15 protein-coding genes are annotated in these 16,624 nt (G+C 55.3%); 11 read left to right on the forward strand and 4 right to left on the reverse strand.

Translation table 11 applies throughout. The features are described 5' to 3' along the window. The first annotated feature begins 8 nt into the window (after window positions 1-8). The 10 genes from ACFQ14_RS10170 (at window position 9) to ACFQ14_RS10215 (ending at window position 11,083) form a co-directional block, all read left to right on the forward strand. Window positions 9-782, forward strand: a complete 774-nt coding sequence (locus tag ACFQ14_RS10170) for an enoyl-CoA hydratase (protein WP_377212621.1) — start codon at window positions 9-11, stop codon at window positions 780-782. 206 nt (window positions 783-988) lie between these two features. Further along, window positions 989-1,249 (forward strand): 30S ribosomal protein S20, encoded by a 261-nt coding sequence (gene rpsT, locus ACFQ14_RS10175; RefSeq protein WP_377212622.1) that lies wholly within the window; start codon window positions 989-991, stop codon window positions 1,247-1,249. A 781-nt stretch (window positions 1,250-2,030) separates the two neighbouring features. Continuing rightward, window positions 2,031-2,501, forward strand: a complete 471-nt coding sequence (locus ACFQ14_RS10180) for a rhodanese-like domain-containing protein (RefSeq protein ID WP_377212623.1) — start codon at window positions 2,031-2,033, stop codon at window positions 2,499-2,501. A 401-nt stretch (window positions 2,502-2,902) separates the two neighbouring features. After that, on the forward strand, window positions 2,903-4,621 hold the full coding sequence (gene dnaA, locus ACFQ14_RS10185; RefSeq protein ID WP_377212624.1) for a chromosomal replication initiator protein DnaA: 1,719 nt from the start codon (window positions 2,903-2,905) through the stop codon (window positions 4,619-4,621). 170 nt (window positions 4,622-4,791) lie between these two features. Further along, window positions 4,792-5,907 (forward strand): DNA polymerase III subunit beta, encoded by a 1,116-nt coding sequence (gene dnaN / locus ACFQ14_RS10190; RefSeq protein ID WP_377212625.1) that lies wholly within the window; start codon window positions 4,792-4,794, stop codon window positions 5,905-5,907. A 9-nt stretch (window positions 5,908-5,916) separates the two neighbouring features. Further along, window positions 5,917-6,906 carry a zinc transporter ZntB gene (locus tag ACFQ14_RS10195; RefSeq protein ID WP_377212626.1) on the forward strand — a complete coding sequence of 330 codons (990 nt, stop codon included), beginning with the start codon at window positions 5,917-5,919 and terminating at the stop codon, window positions 6,904-6,906. Between the two features lie 54 nt (window positions 6,907-6,960). Further along, window positions 6,961-8,115 (forward strand): DNA replication/repair protein RecF, encoded by a 1,155-nt coding sequence (gene recF / locus ACFQ14_RS10200; protein ID WP_377212627.1) that lies wholly within the window; start codon window positions 6,961-6,963, stop codon window positions 8,113-8,115. 18 nt (window positions 8,116-8,133) lie between these two features. Continuing rightward, window positions 8,134-8,907 carry a HesA/MoeB/ThiF family protein gene (locus ACFQ14_RS10205; RefSeq protein ID WP_377212628.1) on the forward strand — a complete coding sequence of 258 codons (774 nt, stop codon included), beginning with the start codon at window positions 8,134-8,136 and terminating at the stop codon, window positions 8,905-8,907. Next, window positions 8,907-9,605, forward strand: a complete 699-nt coding sequence (locus tag ACFQ14_RS10210) for a haloacid dehalogenase type II (RefSeq protein ID WP_377212629.1) — start codon at window positions 8,907-8,909, stop codon at window positions 9,603-9,605. Before ACFQ14_RS10205 ends, ACFQ14_RS10210 begins: the two co-directional genes overlap by 1 nt. 221 nt (window positions 9,606-9,826) lie before the next feature. Next, on the forward strand, window positions 9,827-11,083 hold the full coding sequence (locus ACFQ14_RS10215) for a hypothetical protein (RefSeq protein ID WP_377212630.1): 1,257 nt from the start codon (window positions 9,827-9,829) through the stop codon (window positions 11,081-11,083). Here ACFQ14_RS10215 and ACFQ14_RS10220 read toward each other — a convergent pair. The 4 genes from ACFQ14_RS10220 to ACFQ14_RS10235 all read right to left on the reverse strand — a co-directional run bounded on the left by ACFQ14_RS10220 (window position 11,077) and on the right by ACFQ14_RS10235 (window position 14,429). Then, on the reverse strand, window positions 11,077-11,349 hold the full coding sequence (locus tag ACFQ14_RS10220) for a hypothetical protein (RefSeq protein WP_377212631.1): 273 nt from the start codon (window positions 11,347-11,349) through the stop codon (window positions 11,077-11,079). The genes ACFQ14_RS10215 and ACFQ14_RS10220 overlap by 7 nt on opposite strands. 592 nt (window positions 11,350-11,941) lie before the next feature. Further along, window positions 11,942-12,544: a hypothetical protein gene (locus ACFQ14_RS10225; RefSeq protein ID WP_377212632.1), complete on the reverse strand. Its 603-nt coding sequence runs from the start codon at window positions 12,542-12,544 to the stop codon at window positions 11,942-11,944. Between the two features lie 352 nt (window positions 12,545-12,896). Next, on the reverse strand, window positions 12,897-13,793 hold the full coding sequence (locus ACFQ14_RS10230) for a DUF1542 domain-containing protein (protein WP_377212633.1): 897 nt from the start codon (window positions 13,791-13,793) through the stop codon (window positions 12,897-12,899). Window positions 13,794-13,820: 27 nt separating this feature from the next. Then, complete coding sequence (locus ACFQ14_RS10235) at window positions 13,821-14,429, reverse strand: alpha-ketoglutarate-dependent dioxygenase AlkB family protein (RefSeq protein WP_377212634.1); 609 nt, start codon at window positions 14,427-14,429, stop codon at window positions 13,821-13,823. Window positions 14,430-14,679: 250 nt separating this feature from the next. On the opposite strand from ACFQ14_RS10235, the gene dnaK reads away from it, so the two are divergent. Continuing rightward, window positions 14,680-16,608 (forward strand): molecular chaperone DnaK, encoded by a 1,929-nt coding sequence (gene dnaK / locus ACFQ14_RS10240; protein ID WP_377212635.1) that lies wholly within the window; start codon window positions 14,680-14,682, stop codon window positions 16,606-16,608. The last annotated feature ends 16 nt before the right edge of the window (window positions 16,609-16,624 follow it).

Genomic DNA, 16,624 nt, shown 5'->3' on the forward strand with positions numbered 1-16,624 from the left:
GGCTTCCCATGCCCTACGACATGATCAAAGTGGATACCAACGGAGCCGTCGGCGTTATCACGCTGAACCGCCCCAAGGCTCTCAATGCGCTCAATACGCAAACCATGAATGAGGTCGTGGCCGCTGCGCAGGCTTTCGACAGCGATGGCAAGGTTGGCTGCATCGTGCTGACCGGATCGGAAAAGGCATTTGCCGCCGGTGCTGACATTAAGGAAATGCAGCCCCTCTCCTATATGGATGCCTGGAGCCAGGATTTCTTCGCCGGATGGGACGCGCTCACCCGCATTCGCAAGCCGATCATCGCTGCCGTCTCCGGCTATGCGCTTGGCGGTGGCTGTGAACTGGCAATGATCTGCGATTTCATCATCGCGTCGGAGAGCGCCAAATTCGGCCAGCCGGAAATCACGCTCGGTGTGATGCCCGGCATGGGCGGCTCGCAGCGCCTGACCCGTTTTGTTGGCAAGTCCAAATCCATGGATATGTGCCTGACAGGCCGGATGATGGATGCTGAAGAAGCCGAACGATCTGGCTTGGTCTCGCGCGTCGTGCCGGTGTCGGACCTGATGGAGGTGACGCTGGAAGTCGCAGCCAAGATCGCGCAATTCTCTCAACCCGCTGTTGCCATGACCAAGGAGAGCGTCAACCGCTCCTATGAAATGACAATGGCCGAGGGCGTGCGCTTCGAGCGGCGCCTGTTCCATTCGCTGTTTGCCACGGAAGATCAGGATGAGGGCATGAAGGCATTCGTTGAAAAGCGCTCTGCCCAGTTCAAAAACCGTTAGAGCCACCAAGAACGGCGCTGTTGACGGGTTGCAGACTTGGCCCTATAGCACACCGCGAAAGCGGCTTTGTAGAAAAGCCGCCGCTTTTGTTTGGGCATATGGCTTTTTTGAAGGCCAGAAGCGCAAACGACCCTTACAAATTGAAGAGTGTCCCGGCCCATAATTGTGGGATCGCACGCACCGAACGAATCGAAAGAAAACTTATTATGGCCAACACACCATCAGCGAAGAAAGCGACCCGCAAAATCGCCCGTCGCACCGCAGTCAACAAATCACGCCGCACGAACATGCGCTCCAATCTTCGCAGCCTTGAAGAAGCGATTGCCGCAGGCGACAAGGCGGTTGCCGCTGAGCAGTTCCGCAAGGTCCAGCCGGTCGTAATGAAGTCGGCCTCCAAAGGCATCATTCACAAGAACACAGCGGCGCGGAAAATCTCCCGCCTGTCTGCTCGCATCAAGGCCCTGTAGGCCAAACACAAGATTGGGCGGAACGGCGAGAAGCCGCCGTCCCATACTGCATAACACTTTGAACCCGACCGAGCACCGCTCGTGTCGGGTTTTTCGTTTGGAGCGAAATTTTGGGGAGCCTGTTTCGCGTAAAGGTTCATAATGGGACTCAATGCAACCGGATTCACAACGAGTTTTGGGTAATTATGTTACCCATCGGCATGACAGAATTTTCTTATATTTATCAGAGGTTTATACTGCGGACATTTTGAGTGCAGTGCAGCGAAGGTGAGTCTCGCTGCCCTAATTGCGAGTCAATAGAGTCTGCGCGAGATTCTTTTTTCCAATTGTGATCTGCCGGTGATTTTAAGCGAGTCAATTTTCAATCGGCTTGATTCCACAAGCTTTTTGCCGATCAATTTTTTTCAGTCACACGGGCGGATTCAGGGCCCGAAATCGGTGGTTTCTAAAATGTTAACGAATCGTCCTTGTGACCCCCAAACCCCCTGTGTATGTTGGCCTCCGAGGTGGAAGACAGACCTGTTAAGCACCCCGCACACGAAGATGTTTTACGGTAAGAAAATCGGCAACAAGTCGGTGCACCAGAAACTATCGTGCGGGAGGGGGCAAGGCGCGGTTTCTCTTCAGGCCGGATGGTTTTCAGGTGCGTCTAGTGTGCCTTTGTGCTGTTCGGTCTTAAAATAGCGGTCAATTGCCAATCCGGCACAACCATCGTTTGCCTCACCGCTCACCGCAGTATCATGCTGTGGCAAGGGGGCTTTATAAATTGGAACAACGGTCGATGCGCAAAACCTCCGTTTTGCGCAAACGGGAGAGTTTTAACATGGCCTATGCTGGCGACATTTCACCAACCCAAGCATGGGAAATGCTTGTTGGAGAAAAAGCCAGGACGGTTCTTGTGGACGTTCGTACCCGGCCCGAGTGGGGCTTTGTGGGCATCCCGCTTCTGCAGCAGGACATGCGAGCGCCTGTCTTGGAAGAATGGTCGTTCTATCCCGACATGAGCCTGAACACGGCTTTCGTTCCACACGTGATACAGCGTTTGGAAGACGAGGGTTTGGGCAAAGACACGAATTTGCTGTTCCTGTGCCGCTCCGGCGTGCGCAGCGCTGCGGCGGCTCACGCTTTGACGAGCGAGGGTTACAGCAATTGTTACAACATTATCGGCGGTTTTGAGGGTGATCCCGATGGCGAAGGCCATCGCGGCACTGTCAGCGGCTGGAAAGTAGAGGGCTTGCCTTGGCGACAATAGGGCGGCCATGCGTAAACGATCTTCAGAAAAGGAAGATCACTTCAAGAGTGCGATACTGCGCTCCGATCAAGGGTTCGAGGCGCGCGGAGAAAAGCGCAGCAACGAGCTGAACAGAAATCAAAGCCTTCCGCGCAAGACGGAAGCGATCAACAAACCGGCGCAAGACCGGGCCGAACAGGAGGATGACGATGACCACCGCGAAGACGATTGCAACCGAAACGATTTTTCCAATGAACAAATTTTCTACAAACGAAACGACGCCGACCTACACAACAGAAGGCATCATGCACGAGTAAGGCAATCAAGACTCGCCTGACCAATAGGCATCAGAATTCAAAGCTCCGGTCGTTTTAGAAAAACACCGGATCGACATTCCTGACTTGATTGCGGATACTCAAAAAATGGCATCTCCACGCGGTAAACAGACACCCTCATTAACTTCCGACTCTTCTGCGATTGGCGGCTCGGGCGGGACCCCCAAGGCGCTCAATACACCAAAGACAGAAACTGGTGCACGCTCCGGCACGCGCACTTCGGTTGCTGATGCAACCAGTCGTTCTGCCCGGCGCGCAGCACTTAACAAGCAAAACCAAGCTGGCCCAACCGTTGCAGCCAAAGATGTGCAACGCTGGGAACGCGTGCAAGCGCAGTTAAAAGCAAAGCTCGGCCAAGAGGCCTATCAAAGCTGGTTTGGCCGCTGCCGTCTGGAAAGCGTATCGAAGAGCCAGTTGACGCTTTCGGTGCCTACAACGTTCCTGAAAAGCTGGATCCGCACCCACTACCAGGCGATGCTGCTGGAGATGTGGCAAAAGCAGCTTGAAGACATTTTGCGCATTGATGTTGTCGTCCGTTCCGCTGTGCGTGCGGCTAATACCGAAAATGGCGGCATGGCCCGTCCAGTCCCGCCGCAACAGCAGGCAATTGACAAAGCTCCTTTAAGTCAGCCTGCGCTTCCGCCTTTCACCAACAACGCACCCGTTCCCAATCGCACCCTGCGCGAGGGCGCGGCCAACCTGCCAAGCCCGCCCTCTGACCGAGGTGGTGCGGTTGATCCAAGAACAACGTTTGCTGGCTCGCCGCTTGACCCCAATTACACCTTCGCCACCTTGGTCGAAGGCGCATCGAACCGGATGGCCTGTGCGGCGGCCCGCTCGGTTGCGGAAGCGGATGGTGCGGCCCTGCGTTTCAACCCATTGTTTATCCACGCCAATGTGGGCCTGGGTAAAACCCACTTGTTGCAGGCCATCGCTTGGGCTGCAAACGAACGCAACAACGGCGTTCGAATGCTTTATCTGACGGCCGAATATTTCATGTGGCGCTTTGCATCCGCTATCCGAGATCAATCCGCATTGTCGTTCAAAGAAAGCCTGCGCGACATTGATCTGCTGCTGATTGACGACATGCAATTTCTGCAAGGCAAAAGCATCCAGCAGGAATTCTGCCATCTGCTGAACGCGTTGATCGACAGCGCCAAACAGGTCGTCGTGGCAGCCGACCGTCCGCCTTCGGAGCTGGAATCGCTTGATGCCCGTGTGCGTTCGCGCTTGCAGGGCGGTGTTGCGCTGGAAGTGAAGGCGCCCAACATCGAAATGCGCCGCGAAATGCTGGAACTGCGCTACCGCGACGCGCAGCGCGAAGATTCCAAACTCGCCATCGCTGATGGTGTGTTGGATTTCGTCGCCGAGAAGGTAGCCTCTTCGGGACGCGATCTTGAAGGCGCGTTCAACCAATTGCTCATCCAGCACCGTTTTTCCGACGGCCCTGTCGACATGGACGTGATCGAGCGAATGCTCGGCCATCTGGTTCAATCGGGTGAACAAAAACGCGTTCGCATCGAAGACATTCAAAAGGTTGTTGCGCGTCATTATCACGTGTCGAAAAACGATCTTCTGTCCAACCGCCGCACGCGCGTTATCGTGCGTCCCCGTCAGATCGCCATGTATTTGGCAAAAATTCTTACACCGCGCTCGCTGCCAGAAATCGGTCGGCGCTTCGGCGGGCGCGATCACACAACGGTTCTTCACGCTGTTCGCAAGATCGAAAAACTGCTGGAGAGCGATCACATGCTCGCTCAGGAGATCGAATTGCTTAAACGCCTGATCCACGAATTGGGCCAATAGCGCTGCGTTGATTGGCGTCATCTTTGCGGTGACGCCACCAAGGCGGCTTTGGACGTTGGCGAGAATCCTGTGTGTGCGCTGGGCGACGTCTTGATCGCAGCACTTGCATACCCCATTTTCGCTGGCAGCTAAAAAGCCTGAAATCCCATTTCTGTCGGAAGTAACCCGCTATGCGTGTCACCCTTGAACGCTCAAACCTGCTGAAAGCTCTCAACCACGTGCAGCGCGTTGTTGAACGCCGCAACACGATCCCCATTCTGTCCAATGTGCTGTTGCGCGCGGACGGTTCGACACTGACTTTCAAAGCGACCGATCTCGATATCGAAGTCACTGAAACGATATCCGCTTCAGTGGAGCAAGCAGGCGCGACGACTGTGTCTGCGCACATGCTTTACGACATCGTTCGTAAATTGCCTGACGGGTCTGAAGTCATGATGTCCGTTGGCGACGAAGCTGGTTTGAAACTTGTCTCCGGTCGTTCGCAGTTTAGTCTGCAAATGCTGCCAGAGTCCGATTTCCCCGACCTCACAGCTGGTGAATTCAGCCACACATTCCGTATGGCCTGCGCTGATCTCAAGAATCTGATTGACCGTACGCAGTTTGCTATTTCCACTGAAGAGACGCGCTATTATCTCAACGGCATCTTCTTCCACACCGTTGAAGACGAGGGCAAAACAATGCTCCGTGCTGTTGCAACAGACGGTCACCGCCTGGCGCAAGCCCAAAGCGAAGCGCCCGATGGCGCAAACGGCATGCCGGGCGTGATCGTTCCGCGCAAAACGGTCGGCGAAGTGCAGAAGCTTCTGGAAACCCCAGACAGCTTTGTCACAGTCGAGCTTTCCGATAGCAAAATCCGCTTCACGGTCGATGCTGTCGTGCTGACCTCGAAGCTGATCGACGGAACTTTCCCAGATTACAACCGCGTCATTCCCGTTGGCAACGACAAGGAAATGCTGATCGCGCGTGAGACATTCTCCGCTGCGGTTGACCGCGTTTCCACCATCTCCTCAGACCGTGGTCGCGCAGTGAAGCTGTCGCTTGCCGACGGTCAATTGGTGCTCAGCGTTAACAATCCAGACTCTGGCTCGGCTGAAGAAAGCCTTGCCGTGGGATATGGCTCCGATGCGCTCGATATCGGATTCAACTCCCGCTATCTGCTTGATATCGCTAACCAATTGTCGAGCGAGGAAACCAGCTTCATGTTTGCCGACCCCGGCTCGCCCACTCTCATCCGCGACAAGGGTGCAGAGGGTGCGCTGTATGTTCTGATGCCGATGAGGGTCTAGGCAACTTCGATGAGCGAACCCAAAACATCCGCTGACGGTCTTGTCTTTGGATGCGTTTTGGACGGACAGGGCGGTGCGCAAACCATCGGCTGGCCCGACGCCGATATCTGGAAAGACGACCAAAAACCCTGTTGGCTGCATCTGGAAGCTGGCCACGCCGAAACGGAAGCGTGGCTGCGTGAAAGCAGCGGACTGGCTCCGCTGACGATAGATGCGCTTTTGGCGCGCGAGACGCGACCCCGCTACACGATTAACAGTGATAGGGTTTGGGCCATTCTTCGAGGCGTGAACTTAAACAGCAACGCGCAACCCGACGACATGGTCGCGATGCGTATCTGGAGTGATGGCAAGCGTATCATCACCATGCGCAACCGTCGCCTTCAAACACCCCGGGATATCTTGGCTCGTTTGACAGAGTCAGCCGATGGCCCACGAACGATTGGCCAGCTTTACCAAAGCCTCGTCTCCATGCTCGTCATCCGCATGGCTGACACGATTAACGCGCTGGATGATGCGTTGAGCGGCCTTGAGATCGCGCTGGAGGGTGGCAATGCCCGCGCTGTGCGCGGTGAACTTGCTGATCTTCGCCTGCGGGCCGTTAATTTGCGCCGCTATCTTGCTCCCCAGCGCGAGGCTTTGGCAGCTATGGCCAATGATGCGCCCGATTGGTTGAGCGAAATCGAACGACAACATCTGACGGAGACCGCTGACAGGCTTACCCGCTATGTTGAGGAGATTGATGCGGCGCGGGAACGGGCGCTCGTGTTGAAGGACGATGCGACCAACCAAATAGCCGAGCGCTCCGAACGCACGCTATATCTGCTGTCGATCATATCAGCGATTTTCTTGCCACTTAGCTTTCTTACCGGCCTGTTGGGTATGAATGTTGGAGGTCTTCCCGGCCTTGAAAGCGCGTCCGCGTTTCTTTGGGTTTGTGTCGGCATGGGGCTACTTTTGGCTGTGCAATTGATCGTTATGCGTTGGCTGAAATGGCTCTGATCGCAATCAAAGATTGACGAATCGCGCGCCAACGGCAGTATCGGCCCCGTGTTGATGACCGCCCAAACAGACCTGCCGACCCATATCGAGCAGCTGAAACTCTTCAGTTTCCGCAACTACGCTTCCGCACGTCTTTCGTTGGACCACCGTCATGTTGTTTTGACCGGAGAAAACGGGGCAGGAAAAACCAACCTTCTGGAGGCGGTATCTTTCTTGTCGCCCGGTCGGGGTCTGCGCCGTTCAGTCTACGGCCAGGTTGCCCGCGAGGGCGGCGATGGCACTTGGGCTGTGCATGCAGAGTTGAACGGCCCTGCCGGCCCTGTGGCCATCGGCACCGGCCTTCAACATGGCGCGCAGGGCGTGGAAGGCCAGCGGCGCGTGCACGTTAATTCTGCCACGGCAAAAACCAGCGATGTGCTTCTCGAACATTCCCGTATCGTCTGGCTTACTCCGTCTATGGATGGTCTTTTCACTGGCCCGAAGGGCGACCGCCGACGCTTTCTCGATCGTTTGGTGCTCGCCATCGATCCGGCCCATGGCCGCCGTGTGGCGGATTATGAAAAAAGCATGCGGGCGCGCAACAAGCTGCTGGAAGACTTTTCTGCCGATAAATCTTGGCTCGTTTCTATAGAAAGCCAATTGGCGGAGAGCGCCATTGCCATCGCCTTTGCGCGCGCCGAACTGGTGGACTTGCTTCGTGCCATCATCGGGCGTGGCGAAACCGGGCCACAGGCCGTCTTCCCAAACGCTGAAATAGCACTTGATGGAACGCTGGAAGACATGATGCGGGCTGGCAGCGCTTCCGACCTTGAAGATGAATTCCGCGCCTTACTGGTGCGCGAACGCGGACGCGACCGGGCGGCTGGCCGGATGATAGACGGTCCGCACCGCACCGATATCGCCGTGCGGCATGGGCCAAAGGATATGGCGGCAGCCCTTTGCTCTACCGGCGAGCAAAAAGCGCTGTTGACCGGCCTTGTGCTGGCACACGCCAATTTGGTGGCTGAAGTCTCCGGTATGGTGCCCATTTTGCTGCTCGACGAAATAGCAGCCCATCTTGATGCGGGCCGCCGCGCAGCGCTTTTTAACCTAATCGACACGCTTGGATGTCAAGCTTGGATGACTGGGACGGATGCAAATCTGTTTGACGCCATGGGGGAACGGGCACAACACTTTACTGTCAGCGACAGTCGGATCGTGCCCACTTAGACAAAAAGTGACTTTGATATGAGCGATTCCAAACTCACACTTGAAGAAATCGACCGCTACGCACGCCATTTGGTCTTGCCGGAAATTGGTGGAGCGGGGCAACAGAAACTGAAAAAGGCAACCGTTCTTGTTGTCGGTGCTGGTGGATTGGGTTCTCCCGTCTTGCTTTATCTTGCCGCTGCTGGTGTTGGCACCATTCGTGTTGTTGATGACGACATGGTGAGCCTGTCCAATATGCAGCGTCAGGTTGTCCATTCCACCCAGAGCATTGGCCGTTCCAAGGTCAACAGCGCCAAGGCTGCTCTGCGCGAAGTAAATCCCTACGTGAAGGTCGAGACGGTTGCTTCCCGGCTCACCAAGGAAAATGCCCGCGAAACGGTGACCGATTGCACGGTTGCGGTCGACGGGACCGACAATTTCGCTACCCGCTATATTCTGGCCGAAGCGTGCGAGAAAATGCACGTCCCGCTGGTTACCGGTGCTGTGAACCGTTTCGATGGTTCGGTTACCGTGTTGATGCCCTGGCAACAGGACAAAGACGGCCGCTATCAGCCCCGCTACGTCGAATTGTTCCCCAACCAGCCTGAAGATGACATGTTGCCGACCTGCGAAGAGGCGGGCGTGCTGGGCGCGACGACGGGCATTATCGGTACGATTCAAGCGGCCGAAGTTATCAAGATCATCACGGGTGCCGGTGAGCCGCTGATCGGACGGCTGTTGATGGTCGATACGTTGCGCATGGATTTCCAAACAATCACCTATCGGGGAAGCCGCGGTGGGGAAGCGTCCTAGTGTCGGTCCCAAGAGCGTTTATTTTTGACGTTTTCGGTACGATGGTCGATTGGCGCGAAAGTGTGGCGCGGGAGGCGGCACGCGCGTTTTCTGCCAAGGCGATCACCACCGACCCCTATGCCTTTGCCGACTTTTGGCGTGGTCGCTACGACCCTGCGATGGAGCGCATCCGCTCCGGCGGTCGCGGCTACGTGCAACTGGATGACCTGCACCGCGAAAACCTCGACGAGACGTTGGCCCATTTCAAACTGGAACCGTTCTTCAACGAACAAGAGCGCGACACGCTTAACACCGCATGGGAAAAACTCGACCCATGGCCCGATGTGGTCGATGGCCTGCATGCGCTAAAGGCCAAGGCAATCATCGCACCTTGTTCCAACGGCTCAATCGCACTGATGACCCGTCTGGCCAAATATGGTGGCCTGCCGTGGGATTGCATTTTGGGCGCGGAAATTGCCCAAAATTACAAGCCTGAACCCGTTGTCTACCATGCCTGTTGCAACGCTCTGAGGTTGCAGCCAAACGAAGTGATGATGGTAGCCGCCCACAACAACGACCTTCACGCTGCGCAAGCCTGTGGCTTGCAAACTGCTTTCATCGCACGACCCATCGAACGCGGGCCTGGTCAGACGATCGATCTGGCGCCAAATGGTGATTGGGACCGGGTGATCGACCGAATCAGTGATCTCGCACATTAATCCTTTCATCGCTCGGCCGTGACGGTGCAGTGAGGCGAACGGGCAACAATGACTGCGCGTTATGGCCACGTGCCGCGCAATTGCTCCATAAGAAGCTTGATCTTATCGCGCTAGCAGACCAAAAGGAGGACGCAGGGACGCTTGCGGTGGCGCGGCCCTATTGGGCGCAAAGCATTGTAGTTGAGCGAATTCCTGCGTGATTATCAAAATCGAGCGGCAAAATGGCAAAACGAAGCATCTGGGGCAAGCTGTTTGGAAGTTCCGAACAGGATGCAAATGAAGTCGAAGAGACGGTCATCGCGCCTGTGTCGAAGCGGGTAAATCCGGAGCGTTTGCAACAGGCAAATGCGCTTTCGAAAATGCTCGAAGATATTGAAGAGGCGGAAAAGTCTCTGGCTGCGCGAGAAATCGAAGTGCGCAGCACCAACGAGCAGATGAGGAATTTCAAGAATTTCGTTCGCAAGGCCGAGGTTGAGTTGAAAAACTCCCAGCGCATTGCGGAAGAACGTGATGCGTTGACCCAAGAAGTGCAACGCCTGTCGCAGGACCGCAAAGAACTGCGTCACAAGCTGGAAGAGGCCCGCTCCGCCTTGGCAGCAGCCAAGACTTCCAATGAAAAATTGCGTTTGGCACTCGAAAACTCCCGTGAAGACATCGTCAAAATGATGGAGCGGGATTCCGAATTCCGCGAAGAAATCGAGAAACTAGCCGCCAATTTGGACAAGACGGACAAGCAGCGTGTTGCGCTTATCAGCCGTGTAGAAAGCCTCAACGCCGAAAAAGAGGTTTTTGCCGAACGTGCCGAGCGCTTCCAGGCTGATCTGGAAAGAACCGCTCAGCGCTTGACCGAAGTGCAACAGAATTATGATGCAATGGAGGCCGAGCGTGAAGATCTTATTGAGCGTCAGCAGCAATCATCTGCCGATGCCAGCCATGCTCTTCAGTCCCTCGAAAAATATCAGGATGAAAACGCTGAACTGAGATCACAGTTGAACAACGCCAATCTGGAACTCAATTCCGAGCGCCATCAAGCCGAAGAAAAGTTGCGCATCCGTGAGGAAGAACTGTTTTCACTTCGCTCGCGCGTCGGCACGCTGCAATCCCAACTTCGGGTCAAAGACCAAGTTGTTCAGCAATCGCGAGACGAGTTGTCGATAGCACGATCTGAATCGAACGCTTCCAAGACCTTGGCCCATCAATTGCGCCGGGCTGCCGAGCGGGAATCCGAGAAGGCTGAGCAATACGAGAGACAAGTGAGCGAACTGAATGCGCAAATGGGGCAATTGTCCGCGCGGTACGATGCTTCGCTGCTTGAATTGAACTTGGCTCGCAATGAAACCGCCCGACTGGCCAGAGCGCTAAAGATCGAAACTCAGAAGATGAAATTCGTCGTCGACCCTGCGGTCGCCACACAGTCTTCACAGGAACTCGACGACGCCGAAATCAAGATCACCGATCCCAAAAACAAGCCTCATTGATTGGCGGTTTTCAGATATCGGGTTGATTCAGGCTGCTGCATGGGCACCGTTTCGACAGAGCGTTCGCCAATGGTCGCTTCGACAGTTTTGATTGCCTCTTCCAAACCCATCTGGCTCGCTATCCGCTCATTTGTGGGTGTGTGGTGTTCGACAAACCAATCGTTCAGCGCGCAACGCGCCCTGTTGTAGACGCGCTCGCGGAGCTTAATGTCGTTCGCCAGGGACTTTTCAATGGCGACTAAGAGAACACCTTCGAAGCTTTTCACAAGTAAATCCATTCCCCCAAATGAAATTCAAGTATATCACTCCCGTGAAAATCAACCAGACAATCCTTTCTTCAAATAGGGTTTTTGGAGAAGCGTTTAAACCATTGATATATCGAAACATTTTTATCTGACCGAAACAGAAAAATACTTATGGTTGTAAGGTAAAAAAATGCAACCAATTCAATATGAGCTGTACGAGCCACGGGTGATTCGCAATAGTTCTGGAAGTATTCGACAGACTTTCGCTTAAACAGGCCAGTGGCTCTGATGCACTTATCGCAGCTTTGGTCCTGTAGCGCTCCGGACAAACTTTTGCGTCTCCGCCGAACATTTTGTTCGCGAGAGGATGCTGCTTTCCACCCTTCGGGCAGAACTGATGGAGCGGGCGGAAGTCCGCCGTGTCTGTTGTGTGTTTGTGTGGCAGGCCGCCGCCCGCTCCACCCGATATTTTTACGACTACCCTTCCGACTGCGTTTGCATGGACCTTTTCAGCCCATGGGAGCAACGACCGCGTGACCTTCGGGCTTTAACCGAATGGCGCTGGAAACTGGGTGACGTGCACTTTGGGAGACGATCCGGTCATCGCCCCCAGTTACATACCGGCCCCTTGCGCATGACGAAGCCGGACCGACGCCACCGTTCTTACGCACGAGATGGCGGCGAGGTTAGAGGACGGATGGGCGACGGGGATTAGTTTTTTGCTAGGCAAGCACGCAATCCCATTTCCGGCCACCTTTATTTTGGACACGGGCATGGACATGGGCACGGTAACGCCAGCCACATTACAGCCCTCGAGTGCCAGCCTGCTGAATTGATCCAGCGCTATCGAGCACGCAAATTCCGAAAGTTCGCCACCTCCCGGTAGATCTTTGAAAGAACGGACGATCTCTCCGTTTTCAATGTTGATAACGCTCAGATCGCTCGTCGTGATGCCGTGACTGTTGAGATGGTAGAGATGGCGACCATCTGGACCGACCAGCATTTCATGATTGCGATGCGAACAATCCGGCTCCGGCTTGTCGATACCGGGAACAACCTGTGTGGCTGCGGGAACCCTCAGCCGTGCTTTCAGTGTTTGCCGCTCGACATCGTAGACAAACACTCCTTCTTCTGGGTCAAAGAACCACGCGAAACCACTTGCCGATACACCATAACGAAACGGCACGTGATACCCGGACTGGGTTTCATAACCCAAGGTTCTTCACCGCTGGAAGATATGGCGAAGTACGGCGAGTTCTGTATGTTTTTAATAGAGATCATAAAACCGTCCCATCCTAGGATCGGGATAAGTCAAAGATCTTAAAAATATGGGAAAGCTGTTTGATGCTTGGAAATTGAAGTCTGCAAATCAGTCTGTGCAGTTAGTTTCAAGCGATCATTCGCCAACCCGCCGCAGCGCCCCGATGATCCGCCTACCTGCCTTTCACAAATCGCTTGTGCCCGCATAAATTCTGTCGTCCCCATGGAACGCCACCCACCCGAAAAAAGACCTTCGATAAATCAATTGGGGAGGTGCGGTCAGGGTGTCTGAGGATCTGGCTGCGCAATCAAAGCCGCTCGATTTCCTCATAGATGTCTGAGATCCGCTCTAGTTTTTCCTCGTCGCTCAGGTTTGGATCGTTGTCTATGGAGTTGATACGCTCTTGGGCTTCTTCAATCGCCTTGATGGTTTCCTCGTCGAGCTCTTCCTCAAAATCCTCAATGAAATCGCGGGCTTCCCCCTCCGGCTGAACGCTCTCGACCCAGGACACGAAGGGGTCGTTTCTGTCATACGGCTGGTCAGATGCGTGATCATTCAAAAGCTCCAGCGCCGTTTCGGGAATCGTAACACCGAAAGTGGTGGTCACAAATTCCCGAAAAGCGGTTGGGACAATCGGTTCGGGGTATTCCTCGTCCGGCTCGTCGCTTTCTGCGCGCAGTTGTTCCCATTCCTCTTCATCCACGCCTTCTGCGATCATCTGCGCGCCCAATGGTGTGGCTCCATGGCCTTCGTCGAAGCAGGGCTCCACATAGCCAATTGCGAGCAAGCGCAGAAAATCCACTGGGTCATCGCTGATCAACCCCGTCCAGATGGAGCCTGACCCCGAGCCTCGGTGAACGACCCATTGTTTGCCATCATCGTCTAGCCAGAAACCGGCCATCGAACCATCGGCGCCTGTGCGGGCAAACTCGAAATAACGGTTGTCGAGCGAGGCATCGCGCTCCTCCCAGCCAAATGTGAAGGGGTAGGGCGGGGTAACGAAACAGGCGAACGATGCCCCCTCTTCCTCGGCCTCGTTAGCCGGATAAAGATACAGGATCGTGTCGTTGAACCCTTCGCTGAAATCGCCCTCGATCTGGTCCAGATGACCACGCGCTTCCATCCAGTCGAACGTCTTGCGAAACGCTTCCGGCAATTTCATGCCTTCAGGCATGGCTTTGGCCATTTGATCTGAAAATTTCATTGTGTTTCCTTCTAATTGGCCCGCCGCCTAGTTCACTCGCCGTAGCGTAACGTTTATCCGTCCGCCCGCCTTCAATAAATCGCTGGTATCCGCATAAATCCTGTCCACGCCGTGAAACGCCAGCCGCGCTTCATCGGACAACATCATCACATCGCCGCTGCACAGGCGGAAGCTTTGGGTCTTGTCGGTGCGCTTTATGCCACCCACTCGAAAAAGACATTCATTGCCCAGCGAGATCGAAAGCACGGGGGCGGACAAGTCGGCCTCGTCACGGTCCTGGTGCAGGCCCATTTTGGCATCATCGGCATACCAGTTGATCAAAGCAGCCTGTGGCGGGCGCCGGTGGTCGGCAAGAGCATCCCACAGATCAAGGAACGCTTGCGGCATGGCAGGCCAAGGCATGCCGGTTTGCGGGTGGGTGTCCTGATAGCGGTAACCGCGTTCTTTGTCGGTCACCCAGCCCAGTTCGCCAAAATTCGTCATGCGAACGGTCATTTCCTTCCCCGTCTTCGGCATGCGGGGGGTGAAAAGCGGGGCTTCGCGCACACCATCGCGGATGGTTTGCAACAAGTTTTCCTGCGCTGTCCGGTCGAAATAGGCGGGCCAGTGTTTCACGCCTTTTGGCAGTTCAATCATGATTTTTGCTTTGATTGCAGCGCTGGGGGCATTTTGGCGCAAAGAATCTCTTGGGCAAATCCTTGCAGGGGCGAAACCAGCTAACTATATACCGCTCGACGCTCGGTTAGCCGCGTTGGAGAACAAGTTTCCTCCAAATCGGCTTACACGGCAAATGAAGTGAAAATCCAATAGGTCTTGTTGCCACGAATGCCAGCCCGCAAGGGTTTTTACGGGTTCCAACAGACAGGGCGCTTTAAGGAGAGACAAAATGGCTAAAGTTATCGGTATCGACCTCGGCACCACCAATTCGTGTGTCGCCGTAATGGACGGCAAAAACCCCAAAGTAATTGAAAACGCCGAAGGCGCGCGCACGACGCCGTCGATGGTGGCGTTTTCCGACGACGGCGAACGACTGGTCGGCCAGCCCGCCAAACGTCAGGCAGTCACAAACCCTGAAAACACCCTTTTCGCGGTCAAGCGCTTGATCGGCCGTCGTTTCGACTCGCCGGAAGTGAAGAAAGACCAGAAGCTCGTCCCATACGAAATCGTCAAAGGCGACAACGGCGATGCTTGGGTTCAGGTGAACGGCGACAAATATTCCCCCTCGCAGATTTCGGCGATGATCCTTCAGAAGATGAAGGAAACCGCAGAGGAATATCTGGGCGAGAAGGTTGAGCAGGCCGTCATCACGGTTCCCGCCTACTTCAACGACGCCCAGCGTCAGGCCACGAAAGACGCGGGCAAAATCGCCGGTCTGGAAGTGCTGCGCATCATCAACGAGCCAACGGCTGCCGCGCTCTCCTATGGTATGGAGAAGAATGACGGTAAGACGATTGCAGTCTACGACCTCGGCGGTGGCACGTTCGACGTGTCGATCCTCGAAATCGGCGACGGCGTGTTCGAAGTAAAATCCACCAACGGTGACACGTTCCTTGGCGGTGAAGACTTCGACATGGCGCTGGTGGAATATCTGGCAGCCGAGTTCAAGAAAGACCAAGGCGTCGATTTGAAGACCGACAAGCTGGCCCTGCAGCGCCTCAAGGAAGCTGCTGAAAAAGCGAAAATCGAATTGTCTTCCGGTTCGCAGACCGAAGTGAACCTGCCGTTTATCACAGCAGACGCTTCCGGCCCAAAACATCTGACCATGAAATTGACCCGCGCGAAGTTTGAAAGCCTCGTCAGCGAGTTGGTTAAGCGCACGGTCAAGCCGATGTCCGAAGCCCTCAAAGACGCTGGTCTTTCAGCTGGTGATATCGATGAGGTGATCTTGGTCGGCGGCATGACCCGCATGCCGAAGGTTCAGGAAACCGTGAAAGACTTCTTCGGCAAAGAGCCCCACAAAGGCGTGAACCCGGACGAAGTGGTTGCCATGGGTGCCGCCATTCAGGCAGGCGTCTTGCAAGGCGACGTGACCGACGTGCTGCTGCTCGACGTGACCCCGCTGTCGCTCGGCATCGAGACGCTGGGTGGTGTGTTCACCCGCCTGATCGACCGCAACACAACGATCCCGACGAAGAAGTCGCAAACATTCTCGACCGCCGAAGACAACCAAAACGCGGTGACGATCCGCGTGTCTCAGGGCGAGCGCGAAATGGCAGCCGACAACAAATCACTCGGCCAGTTCGATCTCGTCGGCATCCCACCCGCACCGCGCGGCGTGCCACAGATTGAGGTGACGTTCGACATCGACGCCAACGGCATCGTGAACGTCTCCGCCAAAGACAAAGGCACCGGCAAGAGCCACGAAATCCGTATCCAGGCATCGGGCGGTCTGTCCGACGAGGATATCGAAAAAATGGTTCAGGAAGCCGAGGCCAACGCTGAAGCGGACAAGGCGAAGCGTGAAAGCGTTGAAGCCCGCAACCAGGCCGAGGCGCTCATGCACTCGACCGAGCAGTCGCTCTCAGAACATGGCGATAAGCTGGATGCGTCCACGAAGGAAGTCATCGAAATGGCGATGACCGACCTGAAATCGACGGTTGAAAACGAGCTGTCCGAGAAAGAAGAGATCGAACAGAAAACCCAGGCGCTGGCGGAAGCCAGCATGAAAATGGGTCAGGCGATCTACGAAGCGCAGCAGTCTGAAGAGGAGGCAGCCGCCGCTGCCGATGCTGAAACCGCAGCCGCCGCAGACGAAAACGTTGTGGACGCCGATTTCGAAGAAATCGACGACGAAGACGAGAAAAAGTCGGCGTAACGCGCTGCGCTTTTAA

Origin of the sequence: Pseudahrensia aquimaris (assembly GCF_042676045.1) — a bacterium.
GTDB classification, from domain to species: Bacteria; Pseudomonadota; Alphaproteobacteria; order Rhizobiales; family Rhizobiaceae; genus Pseudahrensia; species Pseudahrensia aquimaris.